The following is a 26,261-nucleotide window of genomic DNA, read 5'->3' on the forward strand; positions in this document are numbered from 1 at the left end:
TAGATAAATCAGTAAATAAGAGGGTGAACAGTTTCCTGTAAACTCTTCACCCGGTGTTCACCACTGTTCACCCAGCCCAAAACAGCTTTTTCCCTGGCTAGCGCTGTTTGGCGGTTTTTCCCTATTAATCAACCGTCCATTCATCGCTCAGGCTTTTCGGCCGGTTTGCCAACAACGGTCAATAAATGCCAATAAAGGCCAATATCGGCCAACGTTGTCCACTTGATTGAAAAACAAGCATAAAATCTGTTCCACCACACAACAACACCTTGTTGCCACCCCGGTAAATATTCACATAATAGGGCGCTACCGAAGTTCACACAGTCCCGGCCAGCGTTGGCCGGACACAAAGAGGTAGCGTTTTATGTTGACCGTTTCCACTCCCACTCCATCCACCCCGTTGCCGGTTATTCCTGGCGGTTACACCCCGCGTGAGCGCTTTATTCGATTGCCGGAAGTGCTCTATACCACCGGCTTGTCCCGCTCCACCGTGTACGAGATGATGAGCCGTAAGCAGTTCCCGGCCCAGGTCTCCCTCGGCGGTAAAAACGTCGCCTGGCTGGCCTCCGAGGTCGAGCAGTGGATGGATGAACGTATCGCCAACCGTCACCAGGGGGCCACCGTATGATGCAGCTAACCTTGGGTCGCCAGCATTTCACCCTCGATGAGCGCGACGCGCTGTTTGTGGCGGAAGCTATCCTGTTGCAGCGTAAAGAGCCTGGCGTCGTCTTGCCGGATCACCGCAGCGAAAAACACGGCGTTATTCGTCTGGCGAGTCGCCAGGCTGAGCCGCGCCTGTTCCGTGCCGGGCCGGTGCCGCTGACCTGCGCGGCTGCCGATACCCGCAACGACCAATTGACCGACTGTTGATCACTATGCGATCGATTGAACGTCCGGGGGCGTCTTACGGCTTGCCCCCTTGTCCGGCCTTGCGCTATAGTCCTCCCGCTGCCGCAAAATCGGCAGCCGGGCGTGGAAACCCGTTTTACTTCAAGGCGACACAACACGCGCCAGGCGTGTTTTTTTATGTCGTAGCCTTAGTGCGCTCATTTTTTGCGCGGTGGATGTTATGCTATCGCAGCAGTCAATCAATGGTGGCTCAGGCGGGGCTGACTTCGGTCAGGCCGGTATCCTTGAAGGCCGGTATTTCCACCCCCGTCTGGGCTACCACCCATAAGCGTGGAAACTTCGGTGGTAGCAATAACCTTTACTTCAAGGAGGCTGCCACCATGGCGACGACCCTCACCCCGACTCATCCTACATTCTGCTTTCTGTTTGCAGCCGTGCGCCGGTCTGCGCTGACGGCTTCACCGCGTATTGTACGCACCGTGGCAGATACCGAACGCAACGCCCGCCGCCTGCTGGCCCGTGATTACGTGTTGTCCTTTGCCGGTCGTCTGCCGGTTAAGGCGGTGGCATGAACACCCTGGCCGACCGCTACTACTGCGACACCCATTACCCTATCCCGCACGCCGATTTTCTGCGTCTCCAGCATGCGCACGCCACCGGCGTGCTGTTCCTCGACCTGCTGGACACCCTTGACCTCAGCGGGCAGCGCCCCGATGCCGTGCAACAGGCATCGTTTGCTTCGGTCATTGCCTTGCTGACCGACCAGCTCGGCCACGTCGTCAACACCTGTGAAACCCAAATTCTTGCCCGCATGGAGGCCACCGCCGCATGAACACTGCATCCTGTTTACCGATTGAAGTCCGTACCGCCGTTTTCCGCCGCGCCGTGGCGCAAGCCTATCTGGACACCTGCGCCTTTTACCGGGTGAGCCTCGGGTACACGCTGGACGAGCTGCAGATGACGATTGCCCTGCGCCTGGAGGGGCACTTTGTGCGGCAGTACGGTGCGGAGGATGGCATGGACATGGCGTGCACGATGTTGAGTGACATGGTGCAGCCGGACGTACTGGTGGCTGCGCCGCGCCTGACCGCGCTGGGACAAAAGATGATGGACGAGCTGTGCTGCGAGCGCTTGTCGGCTGCACAGAACGCCACCGTACACTGAGGAGAAGAGCATGAGCGCCCACTTCGTTTCCCAGACTGTACGCACCGCCACCGGCCATTGGCCGGTGATACTCCCGGCTCTTGGCATCGCCTTGCAGCCGAACGGCAAGCCGCAGCCGTGCCCGACCTGCGGCGGCAAAGACCGCTTCCGCTTCGACAATCAGGACGGACGCGGCACCTGGTTCTGTAATCAGTGCGGGGCCGGTGACGGCCTCAACCTGGTGGAAAAGGCCCTGTCACTGTCTGCCCGGGCCGCCGCCGAACAGGTGGCCGCCGTGATGGGAGAAAACACCAACGCTTTGCCACCGGCCGCTGAGACTGGTCATTCAACGAAAGATAAGGTCGAGTCTCAGCGCAAGGCCGCGCGACAGGCACAGGCTCTGGTGGCTGCCGCGCAGTCCCAGACCGGCAACGCCTATCTGAGCGCCAAAGGCTGGCCGGAGGCAGAAACCCTGACCCTGCACGGTCAGCCGCTGCGCGTCGGCGGTATCACCTTCCAGCCCGACGACCTGTTGCTGCCGCTGCACAATGCCGGAGGCGAGGTGGTCAACGTGCAGTTGATTAACGCCAGCGGAGACAAACGCATGCTGGCAGGTGGGCAGGTGAAAGCCGCCTGCCACATCTTGAGTGGGCCGGACAACGCGGTTATCTGGCTCACCGAAGGCTACGCCACCGGTCTCACCGTGCATCGCCTGACCGGTGAGACGGTGTGCGTGGCGCTCAGCGTCAATAACCTGGCGGCGGTGGCGGAGCAGCTACGCAGCCACTACCCGGACGCGCGGCTGCTGCTGGCGGCCGATAATGACCGAAACGGCACCGGACAGACCCGCGCCGCCGAGGCGGCCACACGCAGCGGCGGCACTCCGGCGTTGCCGACAAACATCGGCGACTGGAACGATGTCTACTGTCAGCAGGGCGCCGAGTCCACGCGCGCCCAGCTCCAGGCGTTCAGCCAGCCGCCGCAGCCCAGCCCGTTCGATACGCTGAGCGATGCCGATTTGAAAGCCATGAGCGCCAGCGAGAAGGCCGAACTGCTGGCCGAGCACTACGGCAATACCCTCGCGGTGCCGCCGGTGGGGGAAGAGCTGTGCCGCTATACGCGCGGCGCCTGGCAGGTGCTGCCACACCGGCAACTGAGCCGGGAGATTGCCGCATTGTTCCAGAAGGTGCGCGCACCGTTCTCCGCCGCCGGTATCAACAGCATTTTGGATACCCTCAAACTGATGGTGCCGCAGATGGGCGACCCGGCTCGCCGGTTGATAGGCTTTCGTAACGGGGTGTTTGATACCGTCAGCGGCCAGTTCGGCGCCCACCGGCAAGAGCACTGGCTGCGCACCGTCAACAGCGTGGACTACACGCCGCCGCGTGCCGGGGAGAACCTGGCCGATCATGCGCCGCACTTCTGGCAGTGGCTGGCGCGGGCCGCCGGGGGCAATTACGACAAACAGGAACGTATTCTCGCGGCGCTCTTTATGGTGCTGGCCAACCGCTACGACTGGCAGCTGTTCCTTGAAGTGACCGGCCCCGGCGGCAGCGGCAAGAGTGTGATGGCGGCCATCGCCCGGCTGCTCGCCGGGGCGGACAACACCACCTCTGCCACCATCGACAACCTGGAGTCGGCGCGCGAGCGGGCCAGCGTAGTGGGTTACTCGCTGATACTCCTGCCTGACCAGGAGAAGTGGAGCGGTGACGGGGCGGGCATCAAGGCCATCACCGGTGGCGATGCGGTCGCCATCGACCCCAAATACCGCGACGCCTACGCGGCGCACATCCCGGCGGTGATTTTGGCAGTCAACAACAACCCGATGCAGTTCAGCGACCGCAGCGGCGGCATCTCGCGCCGCCGGGTTATTTTGCCGTTCCCGGAGGCTATTGCCCCAGAGGAGCGCGATCCGCTGCTGCTGGCGAAGATCACCGAAGAGCTGGCCGTGATTGTGCGTCACCTGATGCAACGCTTTACCAACCCGAATGACGCCCGCGCACTGCTCCAGGCGCAGCAGAGTTCGGCGGAAGCCCTGGAAATCAAACGGTATGCCGATCCGCTGGTCGATTTTTGTGGTTACCTGACGGTGCTGGGCACCCCGGAAGGGATGATGATCGGCAATGCCAACATCACCCCGCCGAACCCACGTCGCTACCTGTACCACGCCTACCTGTCGTTTATGGCGGCACGGGGCTATCAGCACGTGATGAACCTGACGGCGTTCGGCCAGGCGGTGCCGCAGACGCTGAAAGAGTATGAGCATACGCTGCTGAAACGCCGCACCAAGCAGGGAATACAAACCAACCTGATATTGAGTGACGACTGCGAAGCGGACTGGTTGCCGAAATGTAGTTCACTATGAGCGGATATTTATTCAGCACTTTGGCCAGATTTTTAGGAATTGATGAATCAGGGGCTGCTTTTTAACCAGAGAGAGACAGGGGGATGATATCAAGATGGATTGCGGAATTTGTAACGGAATGGCGGCAATAAATAACCATGTGTTCGCTTAAATTTTAAACTCCCCGGGTGCGGAATTGGTTAAATCTTGGGCGATTTAGGGTTATGTATTAATTAATACCATTGCAGTTGTCGTGTTGGCCATATGATGAGTTTCGTGAACAAAGCTCCTCATCGAGTTGAATCCAGCTGAGCTGCCAACGCGACAAAAAACAGAATTAACTTGAGGCGCCAGATATATAACTATAAATAAAATAGTTAAATTTTACGCACTGAGTCAAATTAGAGAGACTATAATCAAGCCACCTATGACTGACAAGTGCTCAAGCGCAATGTTAAATTCAATCTCTCTCTTCTCTCCAGTGAAGGTCCAAAATGGGTGCCCAAGGGGTATTGTCAACAATGTAAATATTATCAATGTGCAGACACCAAGCCACCCTAATCCGTATATATCTAAAATAATTGTTAATGATCCCATTAATTGAATTATTATGGTGAAAATTGAAGATAAAAAAGGAAAAGGGATTCCAATTTTTTTATTGGTTAATACGAACTTGTTGAAATTAAAAGTCAAAATGAAACCGCTAATCCAAAAAAATGATGTCAATAATATTTTAGCTAAAAATAAAATGTGAAATTCTTTTAGAAGGTCAGTAAACATAAGTAGGTCCTATATTAGTGTTATTTACGAAAGTAATCGCATAAGAAATCAATAAATAAAGATGTCTTAGCGGGAGTTAGTTTGTTTTCCGTTAGTATATATACAGATAGATTTTCTACAGAACATGAAGGTAGTATTTGTTTCAATTTACCTAACTGAATTTCTGGCTTTGCAATTTCTTCTGCCATTAATGTTATTCCTTCCCCTAGAATAGCGAATCGACATAGCATACCAACATTATTTATTTTGTAACGACTTTTACCTTTGATTTTATATAGTATGTTGTCAAATACAATATTCCACCCGTCGTTTTCCAGAGGAGTATTCATAACTAAACATGAATGCTTTTCCAAATCTAAAGGATGGGCTGGCTCGCCATTTTTTCGTAGATACTCTGGTGATGCGTACAAATATCTATTCATACTTAACATATGTCGAGATATGAGTCCGGAATTTGGCATTTCGCCAATTCTAATAACTAGGTCAAAAGGTTCATTTATTAAGTCAACCTTTCTTGGAGTCATATCCAATTGAAATGTGATATCTGGGTGTTTTTTTGAAAATGCTACTATTGCTGGGGCGATGTAATATATTGAAAAGTCAGTGGGCAATGAAATCCGCAAGTTTCCAACTGGTTTTGATAAAAGGTCATTTAACAGAAAATGTGCATTTCTAGCTTCATCTATAATATTATTGCTACGTTCAAAGTATAGCTTTCCAGCCTCTGTTAATTCTAATTTTCTTGTTGAGCGACGAATAAGGCGTAGCCCAATTTCTTTTTCAAGCAGTGAAATTCTTCTCGATAGTGTCGATGATGGCATACTTAGGATCTCTGCTGCTCTTTTAAAGCTTTTATTTCTTACAACCTCAACAAAAATAGCTATGTCATCAAGTCTAAACATATTCCACACCCATGATTCTATGTATTAATAGGTAGTGCATCTATTTATAACTAAAGGTTACTAATCTGACAATGTCAAGCTAACCATCACTATAGTGTGAGGATTGTTATATTTACTATGAAAAAAGTGTTATTAACTAGATTAATGGAATTGTTTGTTTCAATAATCATCTTTATTAATTTATAAAAAAGGATTGTTGACATTTAATTAATCCGGGATTTATCATGTGGGTAGTATTTAATTTATAAAAGGGTTGAAACTATGAATGGTTATAACATCCTTATTTTATCTGGCTCAACAAGAGCTGGTTCGTACAATCAGCAACTAGCGGATTTATTTGGCGAGTATATAGAATCCAAAGGTGCAAAAGCCATAATGCTTTATCTGAGTAAATATCCATTACCTCTATATGAACAGGATATAGAGGTAAGTTCATTTCCAGAAAATGCATTCATATTGCATGAGATATTTTCACAAAGTGACGGCGTTGCTATTTTTTGCCCAGAATATAATGCTAGTTATCCTCCAATTATTTCAAACTTACTCGCATGGCTTTCACGAGTGGAAGGTGGTGGGGCCGAAATATTTAGTAAGCCCTATGCATTAGGTAGTGCATCACCGGGGAGTTTGGGTGGGTATCGAGGATTAATGTCACTGAGACAATCCTTGGTTTTACAATTAGGTTCAATGGTTTTACCTGAAGTGATTACTTTACCTTTCGCGCATCACGAATTTACAACTCAAGGGAGAATAAAAAATGAAAGAGCTATTGAACACCTTGAAAAAATGGCAATCGCCCTATTAAAATATGTTCAGGTTTTCTCTGGGAAATAAGTAGTCTGGCGCTGTAATATAAAGACAGTGCCTGGCTACATGATATCACATCATATTTTTTGATAATCTTTTAGATAACGCCAATATTTTTGCTATAACTGGATCTCTATTCATCTTTTTCATGAAATTAGCCAAGTTACTATAATTTCTCCAATTCTTGGGAAAACTATCTGTCCATCGTAACATTACAAATGCATATGCATCTGCCACTGTGCGTTTGTTTTTGAATATGTATTCATTTTTACCAATTACCAAATCAAGGTGTTCCATAAAAAAAAGTATCTTGTAGAAAGATGACATGGTTATTTCGTGAATAGAAGATTCATTGCGGAAAATATTAAACGTATCAGGTGAAAAATATGCTTTAAGTATAGGGTGAAACTCAGATGATAAAAAACTCATTATCTCGTCAAATTCAACTTTGTTTAAATAGAGGTCGTGTGCTGATGAATCTATATTAATATATCTGTCGGTAATGAAATTTAATATGGCATGGGTTTGGGTTATAATTTTACCATTTCCAAGATCCAATGCGGGAACTGTAAGTAGTGAGTTTATTTCTTTGTACTCATCTGATTTTGGATCAACCGGAATAATTTCATAATGTTCTACATTAGCCCATTCTAAAGCAATCCAACATGCGAGAGAGCATGTTCCTGGAGAGTGGTATAGTTTCATTTTAATTCCTTGGTTATAAACATTAGTGTATATTTCTAACGTTTTATTGTTTTTTAATTAACAAGTGTGGAATTCGGTTAATCAAAAATTAGTATCAATCCATATTGAATGTGCTAACTCAGGTCTATTTAATGCTGGTGCCATATTTAAGTTTGCGTTAGAAATTGAAAAGTAGAGTAGCAAGAAATCTTTAATTGTAAAATTATCATAAAATAAGACAAGAGTGGTTTGTGGGACTCCATTCCCACATTATACTATTACGAAAGTGAGTCAGCCATTATTGTTACTAATTTTGAACCTTCAGGCGTTGCCCAACTGACCGCTAGCTCAGCAAGCAACTGATTAGTACTAGTCAAAACTGCGCCTGCATTCTCCATCCTGCGCAAAGCAATTTCATCAGCTATTTTGCTTGGTGAGCCCCCCGCATCCGCAACAACTTGAACTTCGTATCCCTCTTCCAAAAGCGTGAGAGTAGGATAGACAGTACATACATCGTTCGTCACCCCTGCTACAATAATTTTTTTTCGTCCAGTGTTCTTAACTGCCTGCGCGAAATTTTCATCGTCCATCGCATTAACTATTCCCTCACGTTTCACTCTATTCTTGAAAGATGCAGGAAGAATACTTTCCAACTCGGTTAGTAAAGGCCCTTGCACATTCTCTTCCATACTAGAAGTTAATATTGTAGGGATTCCTAATATTTGAGCTGCTTTTGCCAGCATCAACGCGTTACGTTTCAGTTCTTCAAATTGGATAGATTTAACCCAACCCATGGTTCCGACTTGGTGATCAATCAACAACATTGATGCATTTGATGAGGTAAATTGATTTCTAATCATAGGTTTATCTCTATTGGTTTTTAATTAATGCCTATTGGGTTAGGCTCCGTGCTATGCAAACATTCTACATATTATACAAACGAAACAAACACAAATAATGGATTTTATAATTCCATTTTCATGAGGTTACTCTGTGTCCTTAAATAAATACGACATGATTTTAAACGCAAGAGGCCTAGGTAAGTGCTCTGAATCTCCAGAAAGCTAGTAACACTAAGGAGATAGTTTTATTGCTAGCTTTAGATTGGTGGTTGGAGCCCGTCAAGATTGACGTTTTAGGTCCGGGTAGACGTAGATGGAGCACCGTTCATAGTTAGGAGATTCAATCGGCCTTTTTTGAATCCCTTAACCATGAACGGTGGCGAGGATAATGCAGGCGTTTAAATGCATTCCGGAACAAAGAAATAGACTAACATCAGGACAAAAAATTTCATGTTCCTTACGTCGTATTAATGCGACAGAACCCTAATAGGTTCCAGTTGAACAGAAGAAATCACATGATATCGTGCCAAAAGTTGCCAACCACCTCACAAATTTTTCGCCTTTCTACTGACCTGCTCCCCGTTGATTAATACACCGCGATGTTAGTAATGTCTTCATAAGCCACATGAGGACATCCCCATGAAGAAGCGTTTTTCCGACGAACAGATCATCAGTATCCTCCGCGAGGCTGAAGCCGGGGTTTCTGCCCGTGAGCTCTGCCGTAAGCACGCCATTTCCGACGCCACCTTTTATACCTGGCGTAAGAAGTATGGTGGTATGGAGGTGCCCGAGGTTAAGCGCCTGAAGTCGCTTGAGGAAGAGAACGCCAGACTCAAGAAGCTGCTTGCCGAAGCCATGCTCGATAAGGAGGCACTCCAGGTGGCTCTGGGGCGAAAGTACTGACGACAGACCAGAAGCGGGAAGCCGTTGAGTTTATGTGTGATGCGACCGGTCTGTCGCAACGTCGTGCCTGCAGGCTTACAGGTTTGTCCCTGTCGACCTGCCGCTATGAGGCTCAGCGTCCGGCGGCTGATGCGCATTTATCAGGGCGGAGCGCAGGCGTTTTGGCTACCGCCGCATCTGGCAGTTACTGCGCCGTGAAGGCCTTCCTGTTAATCACAAGCGCGTGTACCGCCTTTATCATCTGAGAGGGCTGGGCGTAAAACGCAGACGACGTCGTAAAGGGCTGGCAACAGAACGTCTGCCGCTGCTCCGCCCGGCGGCGCCCAACCTGACCTGGTCGATGGATTTTGTCATGGACGCGCTCGCCACCGGTCGCAGGATCAAGTGCCTGACCTGTGTGGACGACTTCACGAAGGAATGCCTGACGGTCACTGTTGCCTTTGGGATTTCAGGCGTGCAGGTGACACATTCTGGACAGCATTGCGCTGTTTCGGGGCTATCCGGCGACGATAAGAACTGACCAGGGGCCGGAGTTCACCTGCCGCGCACTGGATCAATGGGCTTTTGAGCATGGTGTTGAGTTGCGCTTAATCCAGCCGGGCAAGCCAACGCAGAACGGATTTATTGAGAGCTTTAACGAACGATTTCGCGATGAATGTCTGAATGAGCACTGGTTCAGCGATATCGTTCACGCCAGGAAAGTCATTAATGACTGGCGGCAGGATTATAACGAGTGTCGTCCACATTCAGCACTGAATTATCAGACGCCATCAGAGTTTGCAGCACGGTGGCGGAATGGAAAATGTGAAGGTAAACAAACCGACATTATGGACTGACCCCACGCTCGTAGACAAATTCTGTCCTCACGACGAGGCCCGTTCAAAGGCCTCCGGACTGACGCCGCCGAGGTGACTGTGACGCCGGACCCGGTTGTAGAACACTTCAATGTAATCGAAGATATCCGCCCGGGCCAGATCCCGGGTTTTGTATATTTTCTTCCTGATGCGTTCTTTTTTCAGTGAACTGAAGAACGATTCGGCCACTGCATTATCCCAACAGTTACCACGCCGGCTCATACTGGGTGCCAGGTTATTGGCCCGACAGAACCGTTGCCAGTCGTCGCTGCCATACTGGCAACCCTGGTCTGAGTGCACGATGACCTCGCTGCCCGGTCTACGTCGCCAGACCGCCATCATCAGCGCATCCAGTGCCAGTTCGCGTGAGAGGGTCGGCTTCATCGACCAGCCCACCACGTTACGGGCGAAGAGGTCGATAACCACCGCCAGATACAACCAGCCCTGCCAGGTGTGGATGTAAGTGATGTCGGTGACCCAGACCTGATTGGCCCGGACAACGGTAAACTGCCGCTGTACGCGATTAGGGGCAACCACCGAAGGTCGGCCGGCGATACGCCGTGGTGCTTTATAGCCCCGCACGGCTTTAATCCGGTTCAGTTGCATAAGACGGCCCACCCGGTTTTTGCCGCAGGTTTCCCCGATTTCGTTCAGATCGCCATGAACCCGCCGGTAACCGTATACGCCTCCGCTCAGTGAATATGAATCACGGATAAGCGTCAGCAGACGCTGGTTATCTTTATCACGCGCCGAGACCAGGTTGTGCAGCCACGCGTAGAACCCGGCCCGGGCGACATGCAGTACCCGACACATCGTCATCACACCCCATACAGTGCGGTGCTCATTGATAAAGCGGTACTTCAGTCGGGCTCCCTTGCAAAGTACCGCGCGGCCTTTTTCAGGATATCCCGTTCTTCTTCGGTACGTTTTAGCTGTGCCCGTAGTTTCAGGATCTCGCTTTTGGCTTCCAGTAAATCCCTGGCATGCTGTTCGCTGGTATCAGGTTTGATAGCTCGTAGCCACTTATAGAGGTTGTGTGCAGAAACACCCAAACGGTCAGATACTTCGGCAACGGAATAACCGCGTTCCGTTATCTGACGGACGGCTTCTTCCTTAAATTCAGGTGTAAATCGTGGTGTGCCCATACGCTCCTCCTATGCTCAAACTATAGGGCAGGATCGTCTACCGGGGTGGGGTCAGTCCATTACTAACTGATGGCTGTATCTAATACTGGGGGCAGGTCACCATTTTCGAAGTTGACAAGGATCTAGATCTAGTTTCAATGCTAGAGCAACGTCAACGGCCCGTGGCTGGTACTCAAATATATCGGCGCTGAGTTTGGGTGAAAAACGGCTTTTAGTTCGTTTACGTTTAGTCATGAACCACTTAACCCAATTCTATTGTGTTGTATTAGCAATGCACGCAGCAATATGAAATTATGGAAGTTATGCATGATGGCGATATGTTAATGTTATCCCTAGCTAAACTTATGGAAAACTGTATGCCTTACATGTCTAAAAATATGAAGAGATACAATATATCATTTTCGTTGATGGAGCGATGCTGTAGATTATATGAATTATATGTATATAAAATCATAATGAAACTAAATTTTTAAATCTGTAATGTGATAGTATTGAAAACTCCTCACTCCTCACTCCTCACTCCTCACTCCTCAAGAGTTTATTTATGCCTATGTGTTATTACTCAAACTTATAGAGCAATAGCATGTGTCTTAACGAAAAGGTGTATAGAATGGAAATGATAATTCCATTATTAGGTATTTACTTCATGAACTAAGTAAATGTATGCTTAATAAGCAAGCGTTTTTCATTACGCTGTCTTAACGGCCAAAGGAAAGAATACATGTCATTGTCATTAACTCCAGAACAACGATTTCGTCAATGGACATTATTAGGCATGTTGTTGGGGCTTGCATCTATTATATATTTTGTCATTTCAGACATTTCACACCCATTTACACCTCATTCTAGGCTAATATATAAAGTAATTACTGTGTCGCCAGAAGTCAGCGGCAAAGTGATCAATGTCGCTGTGAAGAATGATCAAAAAGTAAAAAAAGGTGATGTTCTATTTTATATAGATCCTACTGATTATATCTTAAATTTAAATTCGGCAAAGTTAAAACTTGAACAAGCCTATGAAGATAATAAAACATTAGACTCGAAAATTAAAGAGGCCGAAAATGAACTTAATTCTGCGGAAATATCATTGAAATTGGCTAGGGACGATGAGGACAGATATCTAAAACTCAATGCAATTGCTATATCCAAACAGCAAGTAGATAAAGCAATAGGTGACAGAGAAAAAAATGAAGCAAATGTAAAGCAATTGAAATATAATATCCTGTCATTGGTTACGCAACGGGGTTTATATGGTGATGAAAATCTTCAGATTAGGAAGGCTATGAATGATCTGGCTGTTTCTCGAACAGAATTAAATAAAACCACCGTGACCTCCCCCATATCTGGAACGATTAGCAATATGAATCTTAATACAGGACATGTTGTGTCACCTGGCGTTCCATTATTGAGCATAGTTAGTGATTCCGGTGTAATTTATGCCGATTTTCGTGAGAAATCATTATCCAAATTGAAAGAGAAAATTAGGGCTTATGTCGTATTTGATGCTATTCCTGGCAAAGTATTTAACGGCAAAGTTATAGGTAAAGACTCCGGTGTAATTAACGGTCAGTTATATGCTGATGGCAACCTAGCTAGTACAGAGCAAAGTGATCGATGGATTAGGGATGCTCAAAGAATTAGGATATATATAAATCTAGACGATCCTTTGCCTGATGGACTAACATCTGGAGCTAGAGCGACAGTCCAAATTTATTCAAGTAATGATACGCTAACAAAGTACTTATCAAGATTGCAAATAAATGTTATTTCTTGGCTGCATTATATTTATTAAGATGAATATTATGACTGAAAATGACTTGCAGCAAATAAAAAGAGTATTATTTGGTTCGTATTTAGGGTTTATTTTGCCTAAGATTTTCGATTGGGATTATGGTACTTACTTTTCACTATACCCAATACTTATTATGGGCTTATCTCCGGTAATTAATGCTCATATCATAAGACAGTTTTTGTTTAGTGGAGTGTTTAGCGTTGCTGTTGCTTATTTTATAACTGTTAACTCCTCTGTATCTATAGTCACAACAATAACATTATCATTTAGTATAAATGTATTTTGCTTTTGGATTATGTCTACAAATACCGCATTTTTAGCTGGCGCACAATCCTTAATTTCAATACATACATTAACTCATCTGGGCAGTTATCAATCTACAAATTTAAGTGATGTTTATACATCGGTGATTCTGGCAACATTTATTACAGCTGCTATTGTTGCCATTTCATTCTACTTCTTCCCGGATAGACACGAAAGGACTATAATCCAGAAATCTGTGCAGAGTAACATTGATAATATAAAGAAAACCATGTTGGGTTCTGTTGTGTCTTCGGTATCTTTAATGTTTTTTATGCTGTTTGATGAGAAAGATTCAATAGCAGCCCAAGTATCGTCTTTATTAGTGTTGTTTCCTATCAATTGGAATTTGATTTTTCATTCAAGTATAAAAAGAATATATGGGACAATTATTGGTTCATCTACTGCTTTAATTATACAGGTAATAGTTAGTGTCTTTAATGAAAATATTTTCATCATTTCATTTCTATATTGTTTCTGTATTATGCTATATACATCAGCACATATAAAAGAGAATGCTGGACCTGCAAAATGGTTTGTAGCCTTAACTACACTTAGTGTCATTGTTGGCATGAAAACTATGAATAGCGACATATCTTATTCATCATTGTATCGTTTAACGTCAGTTCCAATAGCGATTGTAGTAACTATAATGATAACTTATATAATTCACTTGGTTATTAATCAATTGTACTATTTTTTTTTGAGGATGAATAGATAATGTCTTTTCTAATTTAAGTTTTAATTGCTTGTTTTATAATGGCAGGAATAATGTAAAAGCATACCCATTATTAATACTAAGTTATCTATTGAACTTATAGTCATTGACTTTGAGTCCGCTCCTCTGACTAGCTACTTATACATTTCACTCTGACGAAGAAATAGATGTCAGGGGCATTAAATGTTAAAATTTTTTAGGTGTTAGGAATACTGGGTTAAGGGGAGGGAGTGGTAAAAAGGAATAGAGAGTTATTCAAGATAACTTAGCACGAGGGTACTATAACGTAGGTTGTGGATAAAATATTTTTATATATATCACTTGACGCCAAAATACTTTTCATGTGATGAAATGATAATCATTTTAGGAATTAATCACACACTCAATTACAAGATGTTTATCAAAGTATCCGCTCACTGTAGAAGTGGGTTTTTTATAAAAAAAACCTGCCTCTAGGGCGATTGAGGTAGGCTAAAATACACCAGGTTAATCATGATGAGATATATCATACTGTGCTTTTAAATATTAACATAAAATGCTCAGAAAAGGCCTTAAATAAGGTGATGAAAACCCATGCAAAAGAAAATTTTAATCTTTCCCAAGAGTTGTTAACTAAAGAAATCAAGAAATAACTTTGTTAGCTTTTCTGGTTGCTCTTCTGGAATCCAATGCCCACATTGTTCAATGACCGCCATTTGTACATTTTCAGCAAGTGGGTACATCATTTCGCCCACTCTTTTACCCATTCCATGAGAGCCACCAATCGCTAATATTGGCATGATTAACTTTTTTCGCGCATTTTCACGATTATTTACAGCATCCTCGGGAAATGCACGATAATGTTTCAAGCTTGAGCTTAATGTTCCTGGAGCGCTCATACTTTCAGAGTATTCATTGAAGTCATCATCAGTAAAGGCAGACGTGTTGTAAGATAATTCTTTAATGAAATGGGTTAAGAATATTTTTTCACGGCCGAAAATAAGTGACTCGGCAACACCTGGGGCAATGAAAAAACCGAAATGCCAAAGATGTGGGAATTTTGCCGAGTCTTGCAAAGTCTCAAGGCCTAAACCGGGAATAGCCGCTTCCATCAGGGCAAGTCGTTTCACATCTTCTGGATGAGATGATGCATATTCATACGCAACCATCATTCCAATATCATGCCCAACTAAGTAAATTTTCTTAAAGCCTAATTGATGCACTAATTCATAAATATCTTGTGCCACCTCGCGCTTATTGTAGCCACTTACTGGCTTGTCAGAGTCACCAAAACCGCGCATGTCAGGAGCAATTACAGTAAAAATAGATGACATGCTTTTGATCACATGCCGCCACTCCTTCCAATTTTGTGGCCAGCCATGTAGTAATACTAAAGGCTTCCCCTTACCTGCAATGACATAACGTAACCGGATCCCATTCACTATTGCAGTATGGTAGCTGGGGGCTATATTTCTCTCCATAAATACCTCTGGCTTTAGTTTGAAGTTTTAACATCTATGATAGTGACGTAATTGTTACTAAACAGTTCTAATTAAACTAACCTATAAGGTTAAATTGGTGGGTTAACAAGTAAATGAGTTGATTTCATGATGTTTCCCTAAAACAACCCGCCATTAAGTAACATAGCTAAGTTACAGGGAAGTTCTTCCCCCTTCAGCGTTAATATTACTTGTCAATAAGATTTTATATGTTTTACCATTCAGCGTGTTGCTTGTGATGCTACATATTGGTGCGTTAATGGATTACTGAATTTCAAAGCAATCCTGTTTACTCTAAGTAATAATATTGTTATTGTGTATAGTATTTAAATAAATTCTGAGGCATAGGATTTGGAGGCGGTTTGATTCACTCAATATTGAGCCTTATAGGGCTAGCTCCGAAAAGACATGAATATGAAATAGTTGAGAAGCTAGGTAGTACTTATAAAACATTAAAGGTGATAGGGCGAGGTACTGTAACGGTATCAATAGTGGAGGTTGTTAATAATAAAGAGTTTGAGCACTTGCATCTCATCATTGATGAGATCAGGATGAGAATTAACAAATTACCTTAGGCGGTATCATGTTTGTTTTATTGGTTATACCTATATTGGTTAGTGGTTTTTTGCTTATTCATATTCATCCTATATATAAATATAAATTATATCGTTATGAAGGGCAATTTCTTTATCTGAAGAGTGCTTTATGGGGGTTCTTTTATTGCTTGTAAGTATTGGTTTATTGTTGACTACTTCTGGTGAAATAAAAATGCCATTTGTTGAGTATAGGTTTTCTATTATTGATTTTATTTCTGAGACTTTAAACCCCTTTATTCTTGAAGGTGAAAACAAGAAGGCAATTTCAAAAGAATTATCATGCTTGATATTCATTGCTCTATGTACATTAATTATACCAGTGATATGGTCTATATTTCCTACAATTAGACTAATAATAAAATACAAAACTCTTAATACAAAACCATATGTTATTTATGATGCATTAAGAGGAAATTCCTTAGATAGCTGTCTTTTTATATCACTAATAAGTACAAATACGAATGAGGCTTTCATTATGCTAACAATGAAGGACAGAAAGGTCTATGTGGGAAATGTTATTTCTTTAGGGGAACCTAATGAAAAAGGAGGTCCTGAACAGAGTGTGGTTATATCCCCCATTATTAGTGGTTATAGAGATAAAGATACATTAGATATTTTCCTTACCACTAATTACAGTAGGTTGGATGACACTACTAAATTAATCTTAAACAAAAGTGAAATATTATCAGCAATAAATATACCTGTTTTTAAAAATAGACAGACTAATGATTATAATTAGTTTTGTACAACACCAATGTTATTTTATATAACACGATGATTTATAATAGTTAGATGTTTACATTACAAAATAAAATGGTGAATATTTTACTGTTTTTATTTTTAGGTGATGAATTTTGGAAAATGTGGAGTGACCTCTTTCTGTAGATAGTTTCTGTCCTTGCGGAGAGCATTTTTCGAAGATTACAGGATAATACTGTAAGCTTGTTAGGAAATTAGCGGCAGTCGTCTAAGTGATGCCATAGATGCTGAGAGTGATGTTGCTGAAACGTCGTATCAAGCAGGGAATACAAATAACCTGATATTGAATGAGTAATGTGAGGCCGATAGACATACTGAATATGTAAGCGCACCCGTTTTAATTCCACGCACTTTTTGAGATTTCCGGGGGTTCAGCCATCAGCCGGTACTCTTCCGGCGTCAGGTTGTTCAGGGATTCATGAGGCCGCTCGCTGTTATATTCAGTCAGCCAGCGCTCCGTAATTTCCCGCGTTTCATTCAGGGTTCTGAACAGATAAAAATCCAGTCCGGTATGTCCGATTAAAACGCTCTATAAACGCATTCTGCGTCGGCTTTCCCGGCTTGATAAATTCCAGCAACACACCATGTTCTTCGGCCCATTGCGCCAGTGCCAGTGAGACCAGTTCTGGCCCGTTATCCATACGCATCTTCCGCGGATAGCCGCGGTTTGCCACTATCCTGTCCAGCACTCTCACGACACGTTGCGCCGGGATACTCAGGTCAATTTCGATCGCCAGTGCTTCGCGGTTAAAATCATCCACCACGTTGAACGTCCGGAAGCGTCTGCCGCACACCAGCGCATCGTGCATAAAATCGATGGACCAGCTCTGGTTCATCGCCTCTGGCGTCGCCAGCATCGCCGGATTACGCACCGGCAGGCGCTGTTTTCCCTTACGGCGAAAATTCAATTTCAGCAGGCAGTAAATCCGGTGAACGCGCTTATGGTTCCAGCTGTTACCCTGCCTGCGCAGTAACTGGAACAGTTTCTTAAAGCCGTATCGCGGATAGCGCTCCGCCAGTTCAGTCAGCGCCCGGAGCACCGGCTCATCGCGCCGGGTATCAGGCTGGTAAAAATAGACCGTCCTACTCAGCGATAATGTCCTGCATGCCTGGCGTACGCTCATCGAAAACATCTCTTTCACATAGTTGACGAGCTCACGCTTTATCGCTGGTTTTAAAGCTTTTTTTCAATGACGTCTTTTAACGCGCGATTTTCCAGACTCAGGTCGGCAAACATCTGTTCGAGACGGCGGTTTTCGTCCTCAAGATCCTTCATCTTTTTGATATCAGAGGCTTCCATGCCACCATACTTCGCTTTCCAGTTATAGTACGAAGCCTCAGATATTCCCGCTTCGCGGCAGACATCTTTGACGGTACGTCCGGCTTCAACAGACTTCAGAACGGTGATGATCTGGTGTTCGGCAAACCGGGCTTTACGCATGGTGATCTCCTCAGGGACATAATCAGTATGTCGGAAGATCTCTAAAAGTGAATGGTTAGGTTAAGCGGGATACTTACAATACCACCTCCGCCATCATTGATATCCTGGAGTCGGCGCGCGAGCGTGGTCGGCTTCTCGCTGATTATCCTACCTGACCAGGAAAAGTGGAGCGGTGACGGGGCGGGCATCAAGGCCATCACCGGCGGTGATGCGGTCGCCATCGACCCGAAATACCGCGATGCCTACGCGGTACACATCCCGGCGGTGATACTGGCGGTGAACAACAACCCGATGCAGTTCAGCGACCGCAGCGGCGGCATCTCGCGCCGCCGGGTGATACTGCTGTTCCCGGAGGCTATCGCCCCCGAAGAGCGCGATCCGCTGTTGCTGGCGAAGATCACCGAAGAGCTGGGGGGCATTGTGCGTCACCTGATGCAGCGTTTCGCCATACCCGAATGATGCGCGTGCACTGCTTCAGGCGCAGCAGAGTTCGGCGAAAGCCCTGGAAATCAAACGGCATGCCGATCCGCTGGTTGATTTTTGTGGCTACCTGACGGTGCTGGGCACCCCGGAAGGGATGATGATCGGCAATGCCAAAATCACCCCGCCGAATCCGCGCCGCTATCTGTATCACGCCTACCTGTCGTTTATGGCCGCTAGGGGGTTATCAGCACGTGATAAACCTGACGGCGTCCGGCCCGGCGGTGCCGCAGACGCTAAAAGAGTGTGAGCATGCGCTGCTGAAACGCCGCATCAGGCAGGGAATTATTGAGTGACGAGTGCGAAGCGGGTTGGCTGCCGAAGTGCGGCGCGGTGTGACGATGACCGAGTCGATCGGCCGGGCCGATCAATAGGCAATTATTGATCTGCCGAACCCATTGGACGCTCAATCGCCGCGCCGCTTATAGTGGCAGTGACCCGAATACATGCAGCAACACCAGGGCTTCCTATCGGCCGCTGAACGGCCAATATCATAATGACAAGCGCTCACCAAACCGGCTCAGGCCGGTTTTTTTGTGCCTGCGATTCAAACTGTTCACCCTGTAGGTGAACAGGGGTGTACACCTAGAAGGTGGCTATACACCCATCAATGCATTGAAATAAAAGGATAAAATAAAAAAGTGTATAGGGTGAACAGTTTTCCTATAAATCTCTTTTTAATATGATGAGCACTGGGCGAGTACTAGTTGCTTATAATTTATTCTATGTATTGTGTACCATTTTATTGTGTATAGATATATGTATTCATTGCTGCCTTGTGTTTTTAAAGGTCTTTTAAAACAGCATGATATGCGTTGTATTCCATTCCTATTATCAGCACCGGGTCGATCCGCAAGTGCCGATCGAAGACGTCGTCGGCACGATGGCGGATCTGATCCGCGAAGGCAAGATCCGTCACATCGGCCTGAGCGAGGCGTCGGTCGCCACGCTGGAGCGGGCGCACAAGGTGCATCCGATCACCGCGCTGCAGACCGAGTATTCGCTGTGGACGCGCGACGCCGAGCAGGGCGTGCTGGCGGCCTGCGAGCGCCTGGGCATCGGCTTTGTGCCCTACAGCCCGTTAGGGCGCGGTTTCCTCACCGGCGCTATCCGGCGGCCGGAGGATCTGGCCGAGGACGATTTCCGCCGCAGTAACCCGCGCTTCCAGGGGGAAAACTTCGCCCGCAACCTGGCGCTGGTGGAGAAGGTGAGCGAGCTGGCGGCGCAGAAGGGCGTCAAGCCTTCTCAGTTGGCGCTGGCCTGGGTATTGGCGCAGGGCGAACACATTGTGCCGATCCCCGGCACCAAACGCCGTCGCTATCTGGAAGAGAACGTCGCTGCGGCGGAGATCGCGCTGAGCGCGGCTGAACTGGCGGCGATAGAAGCGGTGTTTCCGCTGAGCGCGGCGGCCGGCGATCGCTACGGCGCGGAGTCGATGACCTACATCAACGGTTAAAAAAAAGCGCGGCCTGCAGGCCGCGCTCTGTCGTTTTCCGCCAACGGCGAATTATTTCTTCTTCGGCGCGCGCGGCGGACGGCCGACGGTCGCCTGGTACACCTTGAAGCGGCCGTTTTGCGCCAGCACTTCGTGGCTGCCGAAGGTGGCGTCCAGAATGTCCGGGTAGGGCAGGAAGGCGTTGGCGACGATGCGCAGTTGACCCCCGATCGGCAGGTGCTTCACCGCGCCGCGGATCAGCGTTTCGGCAGCGGTCAGGCTGGTCTGCAGCCCGTCGTGGAACGGCGGGTTGGAGATGATCATGTCGAAACGGCCGGTGATGTCGGAGTAAACGTTGCTGACGATCACTTCGCCTTCGATGCCGTTGGCGGCCAGCGTTGCGCGGCTGGATTCCACCGCGGCGGCATTGACGTCGCTGAGGGTCAGTTTCACCTTCGGCGACAGCTTGGCCATCACCGAGGCCATCACGCCGGCGCCGCAGCCGATGTCCAACACCTTGCCTTTCATGTGTTTTTCCAGCGTCGACAGCAGCAGCGAGCTGCCGACGTCCAGGCCGTCGCGGCTGAACACGCCCGGCAGCGTTTTCACTTCCAGATCGTGCAGCTGATAGCTGTCCCACCACTCGTTCAGGTCGAACTCGGTCTGCGCGTCCAGGCGGCCGTGATACAGGCCGCAGCGGCGCGCGCTGTCGATTTTCGCCAACGTGACGTGGCCTTCCAGCGTTGGCTCGGCGCTGCGCACGCCGCTGCGGTTTTCACCGACCACGAACACGTCCACGCCTACCGGCAACAGCGCCAGGAGGTTGCACAGTTGGAATTGCGCCTCCTGCTTGCTCTTCGGCCAGTAGTAAACCAGCGTGTCGCAGTCGGCGACGAAAGCGGGATCGACGGTCAAACCGAACTGCACGTTATCGCCCATCGTCCGGTTCAGTAACTGCCAGTGATGGTATTGCTGAGTGTGGACGCGCACGTCCGCGGCCTCGAATTGGGCCGGCAGGCTGTCCTGCAGGTCGCCGGCAAACAGCACGCGGCGTTCGATAAATTCATCACTGTGGCGCAGCATGACTTCACTGGCGGGGGTTAATGCAGACATCAGATATTGGCTCCTGGAAATGAGACCGGGGATTATAGAGCTTTGTGGCGATATGTTCGACGGGTTTGTTGGCGCGGGCTGCGCGGGTTTGTTAGCATAGCGCGGCGCATGGCAGGCATGGCGCACCACAACGGGTAGGAATCGGCATGGCATCAAAACGCGACTGGCTGTTACAACAACTGGGTATTACGCAGTGGACATTGCGCCGCCCGGGCGTGTTGCAGGGCGAAGTGGCGGTCAGTCTGCCGCCCGAGGCGCGCCTGCTGGTGGTCGCGCAGACGCTGCCCGCACCCGACGATCCGCTGTTTTGCGACGTGCTGCGCAGCCTGGGGCTGACGCCGGCGCAAACCTACAGCCTGACGCCGGAACAGGCGGCGATGCTGCCTGCAGAGACCACATGCAACAGTTGGCGGCTGGGCGTGACGGAACCGCTCGCGGTCGCCGGCGCGCAGCTACACAGCCCGGCGCTGGCCGAGCTTTCCCAAGACGCGGGGGCCAAACGCGCCCTCTGGCAGCAGATTTGTCATCATGAACACGATTTCTACCCTGACGGCGGCCGACCTGGCCACAGCCTTCACCATTGAGCAAGCCAGCCACGCCTTTCCCTGGACGGAAACCACCTTCGCCAGCAATCAGGGCGATCGCTACCTTAACCTGAAGCTGAGCGCCGACGGGGAGATGGCGGGATTCGCCATCACGCAAATCGTGCTGGACGAAGCCACGTTGTTCAACATCGCCATTCATCCGCAGCACCAGCGCCGGGGCTTTGGCCGGCTGCTGCTCAACGCGTTGATCGAACAGCTGGAGAGCCGCGGCGTGGTTACGCTGTGGCTGGAAGTCCGCGCCTCCAACCAGGCGGCGATCGCGCTGTATGAAGATCTCGGTTTCAACGAAGTCACCGTGCGCCGCAATTATTACCCGAGCGCTCACGGCCGCGAAGACGCGATCGTGATGGCGCTGCCGCTGGGGTAATGTGTATACACCTTATTTGTTGTTTTTCCCCTCTTTTACAACTTAAAAGTTGTTTTTAGCTAATTTACATTAAATAAGTTGTTTTTAATCGTTTTAACAACTAATTTGTTGTTTGTATTTGCGGGTACAACCAATAAGTTGTTTCGAGGTGCGGATGAGAAAATTATCAGAAATATCAGCATTGCTGAAAGAAAAACGCATTGAGTTGGGCTGGAGTCAAAAAGACTTTTTAATGAAGATTGGCATGACCCAACAGCAATATCAGCGTATTGAATCGGGTAGCGATATGCGGGTAAGTACGCTGCTGCGGATATTGGCGGCGATGGATTTGGAATATGTTATCGTGCCGAAAAAGTCTGCCCGTGATGTGGAGTACTTGCTGCAACAGGAAGTGAGTCGCGCGCCGGAAGTGGATAAGCCGCAGAGTTTCGAAAAAAAACTGAAAGATCTCGAGGACTAGCTGATGAAGATGAAAGGGCGGCGACAGGTTGAATCGGTGCAGGCATTAGCCTTGATATTGCATGGTGTGCGTGTGGGCGTGCTGGCGCACTACAGCGGCGGCAGAAACATCCTGACGTTTGATCCGCACTACCTTGCTTTGCCGGAGCCAGCTCGTCCCCTGTTTACGCTCAGGCAGAGGGCGCACGCGGGGTATCTTGAGCAAGTTTTACAGTCATCGCAGCGCCTGCCGCCCGTCTTATCCAATTTGTTACCCGAAGGCGCACTGCGCAATTGGTTAGCCCAGTCGTTGAAAACCCATGTGAATGAGGAGTTTCCTTTAATTGCCTGGGCTGGGGGGGATCTACCGGGTGCACTTGAAGCACGGCCGCTGGCCGCAAGTGATATCCCCGCCTGGGCGTTAACGTCGCGCGGTGAGCTGGAGGCCGTGCAAATTGATGTTGGGGTGGAGGCACAGAAATTTTCTCTGGCAGGGGTACAAATGAAATTTTCCTCTGTGCGCAAAGATGGCCGCTTCAACATTTCTTCTCAGGTGGGGGCTGATAGCTGGATCATTAAAACACCTTCAACCGTTCATCGTCATCTCCCTGAAAATGAATATACGGCAATGCGCTTGGCGCAAGCCATCGGCGTGGATATTCCTGATATTGAGCTGGTTGAGCTGACACGGCTTGAACACTTGCCTGATATTCGCTTGGCGGATGAACCCTATGCGTATGCCATCCGTCGTTTTGACCGCAGTGAAAGTGGGCGAGTGCATGCAGAAGATTTTGCCCAGATATTCGAGATTTACGCGCACGATAAATACCGCGGCAAAAATTACGATCAGATAGCGGCTTATCTCTATGAGTATGGCAGTGAATCTTTAGCGGATGTGCAGCAAATGGCGCGCCGTCTGCTGGCGAATATTTTGCTCGCCAATGGCGATGCTCACGTAAAAAATTGGTCCATGTTCTATCCAAACCAGGCCGATGTGCGGCTTTCTCCCGCTTATGACATCGTCACTACGTTGGCTTATATTCCTGGTGAATCTGAGGTTGCGCTCAATATGGCGAAGGAAAAACGCTGGGATAGGATCTCAATGCGAACCTTCGAGCGCTGGGCTGAGAGGGTCGATATTCCCTGGCCCGCAATACGGGTGCATCTCTTGGATGCCATCGACAAGGCGCGAGCTTTGTGGCCGGCATTGTTGGCGGACCTGCCGATGGCGGACGATCACAAATCTGTATTGCGTCGGCATTGGGCCGCCTTGTCCCCCGATTTCCGCCTGTGTTAGCGGGAAATCGGATCCATTGATTGTCACCGGTTGGCAAATCGGCGAAAATGCCCGGCTGTTATCTTTTATTCACCGCTTTGCCCGGCGCCGCGATCGGCGCGTTCTGATGATGTCGCAGGGCGGACTAACCGTAGAACCTGAAAACCATGTCTCCTAGTGAATTTGCCCGCGAAGTCTCCAAAAGAAGAACTTTCGCCATCATCTCGCACCCCGATGCCGGTAAAACCACCATTACCGAAAAAGTGCTGCTGTTCGGACAGGCGATCCAGACCGCCGGTACGGTAAAAGGCCGCGGCTCCAGCCAGCACGCCAAATCCGACTGGATGGAAATGGAAAAGCAGCGCGGGATCTCGATCACCACCTCGGTGATGCAGTTCCCGTACCGTGACAGCCTGGTCAACCTGCTGGATACCCCGGGGCACGAAGACTTCTCCGAAGATACGTATCGCACCCTGACCGCGGTCGACTGCTGTCTGATGGTGATCGACGCCGCCAAGGGCGTAGAGGATCGCACCCGCAAGCTGATGGAAGTCACCCGCCTGCGCGACACGCCGATCCTGACCTTCATGAACAAGCTGGACCGCGACATCCGCGATCCGATGGAAGTGATGGACGAAGTTGAGCGTGAACTGAAGATCGCCTGCTCGCCCATCACCTGGCCGATCGGCTGCGGCAAGCTGTTCAAAGGCGTTTACCACCTGTACAAGGATGAAACCTACCTGTATCAGACCGGTAAAGGCCACACCATTCAGGAAGTGCGCATCGTCAAAGGCCTGAATAACCCGGAACTGGATGTCGCCGTGGGCGAAGATCTGGCGGCGCAGCTGCGCGATGAGCTGGAACTGGTGCAGGGCGCTTCCCATGAGTTCGATCAGGAAGCTTTCCTGAGCGGCGAACTGACCCCGGTGTTCTTCGGTACCGCACTCGGCAACTTCGGCGTGGATCACATGCTGGACGGCCTGGTGGCCTGGGCGCCGGCGCCGATGCCGCGCAAAACCGATACCCGCGAAGTGACGGCGGCGGAAGAGAAATTCACCGGCTTCGTGTTCAAGATCCAGGCCAACATGGATCCGAAGCACCGCGACCGCGTGGCCTTTATGCGCGTGGTGTCCGGCCGTTATGAGAAGGGCATGAAGCTGCGCCAGGTGCGCACCGGCAAAGACGTGGTGATCTCCGACGCGCTGACCTTTATGGCCGGTGACCGCTCGCACGTGGAAGAAGCCTACCCGGGCGACATCATTGGTCTGCACAACCACGGCACCATTCAGATCGGCGATACCTTCACCCAGGGTGAAGACATGAAGTTCACCGGTATTCCGAACTTCGCGCCTGAACTGTTCCGCCGCATTCGCCTGCGCGATCCGCTGAAGCAGAAACAGCTGCTGAAAGGGCTGGTGCAGCTGTCCGAAGAGGGCGCGGTGCAGGTATTCCGTCCGATCGCCAACAACGATCTGATCGTCGGCGCGGTCGGTGTGCTGCAGTTCGACGTGGTGGTGGCGCGCTTGAAGAGCGAGTACAACGTGGAAGCGCTGTATGAGTCGGTCAACGTGTCGACCGCGCGCTGGGTCGAGTGCGACGACGTGAAAAAGTTCGAAGAGTTCAAGCGCAAGAACGAGATCAACCTGGCGCTGGACGGTGGGGACAACCTGTCCTACATCGCGCCGACCATGGTGAACCTCAACCTGACGCAGGAACGCTATCCTGACGTGACCTTCCGCAAGACGCGCGAACACTGATAAATCGGCAGGGCGCCCGGTGCGCCCTGCCAACCTCCCTCATCCTCACTCCGCTAATTAATAAAACTTCCTCACCTTTTATGCCGCAAACCGATATCGCCAGGCAGCGTTCGTTTGGCCTGCGTTTTTCGTCTGATGGTCTATGTTTAACAAGATGCCCACACATTTCTTGAGAGTAAATCACTGTAATGCGTTGGTTATTTGGTGAGTTATTCTGATGTGTTGCCGATAGGAGACAGTGTGTTTCCTTTAATATCAATGAGATGGCTGTTTTACCGTTTTGTGTCACTTAGTCTGTCGTCAATAGGCGACAGTTTTTTGATTAAAAATCCGACGCAATGATTTATATATTTGATTTTAAATGTATTTATTGGGTTGGCACGATGGTTGCAGTACTCCTGTCGTGAACGCTTAATCGTATAGCGATGATGAAGTATTTACCGAGCAGGCCGC

21 protein-coding genes and 4 pseudogenes are annotated in these 26,261 nt (G+C 48.5%); 18 read left to right on the plus strand and 7 right to left on the minus strand.

Going from position 1 to position 26,261, the window contains the following annotated elements; translation table 11 throughout:
- Positions 1–364 precede the first annotated feature (364 nt).
- The 6 genes from GT753_RS14730 to GT753_RS14755 are packed head-to-tail and all read left to right on the plus strand — an operon-like array spanning position 365 to position 4,357.
- Positions 365–628, plus strand: coding sequence for an AlpA family transcriptional regulator (locus GT753_RS14730; protein WP_103085922.1), 264 nt, complete (start codon positions 365–367; stop codon positions 626–628).
- Positions 625–870 carry a hypothetical protein gene (locus GT753_RS14735; RefSeq protein WP_016929267.1) on the plus strand — a complete coding sequence of 82 codons (246 nt, stop codon included), beginning with the start codon at positions 625–627 and terminating at the stop codon, positions 868–870. Before GT753_RS14730 ends, GT753_RS14735 begins: the two co-directional genes overlap by 4 nt.
- A 5-nt stretch (positions 871–875) precedes the next feature.
- Entirely contained in the window at positions 876–1,421 is a 546-nt protein-coding gene (locus tag GT753_RS14740) for a host cell division inhibitor Icd-like protein (protein WP_103085923.1), read from the plus strand.
- Entirely contained in the window at positions 1,418–1,681 is a 264-nt protein-coding gene (locus GT753_RS14745) for a hypothetical protein (RefSeq protein ID WP_103085924.1), read from the plus strand. Before GT753_RS14740 ends, GT753_RS14745 begins: the two co-directional genes overlap by 4 nt.
- Positions 1,678–2,013: a DUF5375 family protein gene (locus GT753_RS14750; protein ID WP_015376195.1), complete on the plus strand. Its 336-nt coding sequence runs from the start codon at positions 1,678–1,680 to the stop codon at positions 2,011–2,013. The genes GT753_RS14745 and GT753_RS14750 overlap by 4 nt, the downstream gene beginning before the upstream one ends.
- A 10-nt stretch (positions 2,014–2,023) precedes the next feature.
- Positions 2,024–4,357, plus strand: coding sequence for a primase-helicase zinc-binding domain-containing protein (locus GT753_RS14755; protein ID WP_103085925.1), 2,334 nt, complete (start codon positions 2,024–2,026; stop codon positions 4,355–4,357).
- Between the two features lie 779 nt (positions 4,358–5,136).
- Here GT753_RS14755 and GT753_RS14760 read toward each other — a convergent pair.
- Positions 5,137–6,018 carry a LysR family transcriptional regulator gene (locus tag GT753_RS14760; protein WP_072010133.1) on the minus strand — a complete coding sequence of 294 codons (882 nt, stop codon included), beginning with the start codon at positions 6,016–6,018 and terminating at the stop codon, positions 5,137–5,139.
- Positions 6,019–6,279: 261 nt separating this feature from the next.
- Between GT753_RS14760 and GT753_RS14765 the strand changes: the two genes are divergently transcribed.
- Positions 6,280–6,852: an NADPH-dependent FMN reductase gene (locus GT753_RS14765; protein ID WP_075205126.1), complete on the plus strand. Its 573-nt coding sequence runs from the start codon at positions 6,280–6,282 to the stop codon at positions 6,850–6,852.
- Between the two features lie 45 nt (positions 6,853–6,897).
- Here GT753_RS14765 and GT753_RS14770 read toward each other — a convergent pair whose 3' ends face one another.
- Both GT753_RS14770 and GT753_RS14775 read right to left on the minus strand, forming a co-directional pair.
- Entirely contained in the window at positions 6,898–7,530 is a 633-nt protein-coding gene (locus GT753_RS14770) for a glutathione S-transferase family protein (protein ID WP_072010131.1), read from the minus strand.
- Between the two features lie 257 nt (positions 7,531–7,787).
- On the minus strand, positions 7,788–8,369 hold the full coding sequence (locus GT753_RS14775; protein WP_049278364.1) for an isochorismatase family protein: 582 nt from the start codon (positions 8,367–8,369) through the stop codon (positions 7,788–7,790).
- Positions 8,370–8,990: 621 nt separating this feature from the next.
- Between GT753_RS14775 and GT753_RS14780 the strand changes: the two are divergent.
- Positions 8,991–10,090, plus strand: a pseudogene (locus tag GT753_RS14780) (IS3 family transposase).
- A 27-nt stretch (positions 10,091–10,117) separates the two neighbouring features.
- On the opposite strand, the gene GT753_RS14785 reads toward GT753_RS14780, so the two are convergent.
- Positions 10,118–11,253 (minus strand): IS3 family transposase gene (locus GT753_RS14785; RefSeq protein ID WP_216842811.1). Its coding sequence is split into 2 segments (ribosomal slippage): positions 10,118–11,007 and positions 11,007–11,253, totalling 1,137 coding nucleotides; the frame shifts between segments, so codons are not numbered across the junction.
- Between the two features lie 721 nt (positions 11,254–11,974).
- Between GT753_RS14785 and GT753_RS14795 the strand changes: the two genes are divergently transcribed.
- Both GT753_RS14795 and GT753_RS14800 read left to right on the plus strand, forming a co-directional pair.
- A complete protein-coding gene (locus GT753_RS14795; RefSeq protein ID WP_080353185.1) occupies positions 11,975–13,045 on the plus strand; it encodes an HlyD family secretion protein in 1,071 nt (356 codons plus the stop codon).
- A gap of 10 nt (positions 13,046–13,055) precedes the next feature.
- Positions 13,056–14,066, plus strand: a complete 1,011-nt coding sequence (locus GT753_RS14800) for a DUF2955 domain-containing protein (RefSeq protein WP_160125727.1) — start codon at positions 13,056–13,058, stop codon at positions 14,064–14,066.
- Positions 14,067–14,671: 605 nt separating this feature from the next.
- Here GT753_RS14800 and GT753_RS14805 read toward each other — a convergent pair.
- Positions 14,672–15,523: an alpha/beta fold hydrolase gene (locus GT753_RS14805; RefSeq protein ID WP_033634076.1), complete on the minus strand. Its 852-nt coding sequence runs from the start codon at positions 15,521–15,523 to the stop codon at positions 14,672–14,674.
- A 723-nt stretch (positions 15,524–16,246) separates the two neighbouring features.
- On the opposite strand from GT753_RS14805, the gene GT753_RS14810 reads away from it, so the two are divergent.
- On the plus strand, positions 16,247–16,876 hold the full coding sequence (locus GT753_RS14810; protein WP_134954107.1) for a hypothetical protein: 630 nt from the start codon (positions 16,247–16,249) through the stop codon (positions 16,874–16,876).
- A 357-nt stretch (positions 16,877–17,233) separates the two neighbouring features.
- Here the strand turns inward: GT753_RS14810 and GT753_RS14815 are convergent.
- Positions 17,234–18,337, minus strand: a pseudogene (locus tag GT753_RS14815) (IS3 family transposase).
- A 77-nt stretch (positions 18,338–18,414) separates the two neighbouring features.
- On the opposite strand from GT753_RS14815, the pseudogene GT753_RS14820 reads away from it, so the two are divergent.
- Positions 18,415–19,156, plus strand: a pseudogene (locus tag GT753_RS14820) (primase-like DNA-binding domain-containing protein); the annotation flags it as partial.
- A 478-nt stretch (positions 19,157–19,634) separates the two neighbouring features.
- Positions 19,635–20,273: pseudogene (locus tag GT753_RS14825) on the plus strand (aldo/keto reductase); the annotation flags it as partial.
- 51 nt (positions 20,274–20,324) lie between these two features.
- Here GT753_RS14825 and rsmC read toward each other — a convergent pair.
- Positions 20,325–21,365 (minus strand): 16S rRNA (guanine(1207)-N(2))-methyltransferase RsmC, encoded by a 1,041-nt coding sequence (rsmC, locus tag GT753_RS14830; protein ID WP_075684816.1) that lies wholly within the window; start codon positions 21,363–21,365, stop codon positions 20,325–20,327.
- Positions 21,366–21,511: 146 nt separating this feature from the next.
- Here rsmC and GT753_RS14835 point away from each other — a divergent pair, with 146 nt between their 5' ends.
- The 5 genes from GT753_RS14835 to prfC all read left to right on the plus strand — a co-directional run bounded on the left by GT753_RS14835 (position 21,512) and on the right by prfC (position 25,808).
- A complete protein-coding gene (locus GT753_RS14835) occupies positions 21,512–21,949 on the plus strand; it encodes a DNA polymerase III subunit psi (RefSeq protein WP_015376587.1) in 438 nt (145 codons plus the stop codon).
- Positions 21,894–22,337, plus strand: a complete 444-nt coding sequence (gene rimI / locus GT753_RS14840) for a ribosomal protein S18-alanine N-acetyltransferase (protein ID WP_044029730.1) — start codon at positions 21,894–21,896, stop codon at positions 22,335–22,337. Before GT753_RS14835 ends, rimI begins: the two co-directional genes overlap by 56 nt.
- Positions 22,338–22,491: 154 nt before the next feature.
- Complete coding sequence (locus GT753_RS14845) at positions 22,492–22,797, plus strand: helix-turn-helix domain-containing protein (protein ID WP_160125728.1); 306 nt, start codon at positions 22,492–22,494, stop codon at positions 22,795–22,797.
- Positions 22,798–22,806: 9 nt separating this feature from the next.
- Positions 22,807–24,072 carry a type II toxin-antitoxin system HipA family toxin gene (locus GT753_RS14850; protein WP_160125756.1) on the plus strand — a complete coding sequence of 422 codons (1,266 nt, stop codon included), beginning with the start codon at positions 22,807–22,809 and terminating at the stop codon, positions 24,070–24,072.
- 146 nt (positions 24,073–24,218) lie between these two features.
- Positions 24,219–25,808 carry a peptide chain release factor 3 gene (gene prfC, locus GT753_RS14855; RefSeq protein WP_049241937.1) on the plus strand — a complete coding sequence of 530 codons (1,590 nt, stop codon included), beginning with the start codon at positions 24,219–24,221 and terminating at the stop codon, positions 25,806–25,808.
- Positions 25,809–26,261: the final 453 nt, after the last annotated feature.

This window comes from Serratia sp. Z4 (assembly GCF_009900725.1).
GTDB classification, from domain to species: Bacteria; Pseudomonadota; Gammaproteobacteria; order Enterobacterales; family Enterobacteriaceae; genus Serratia; species Serratia nematodiphila.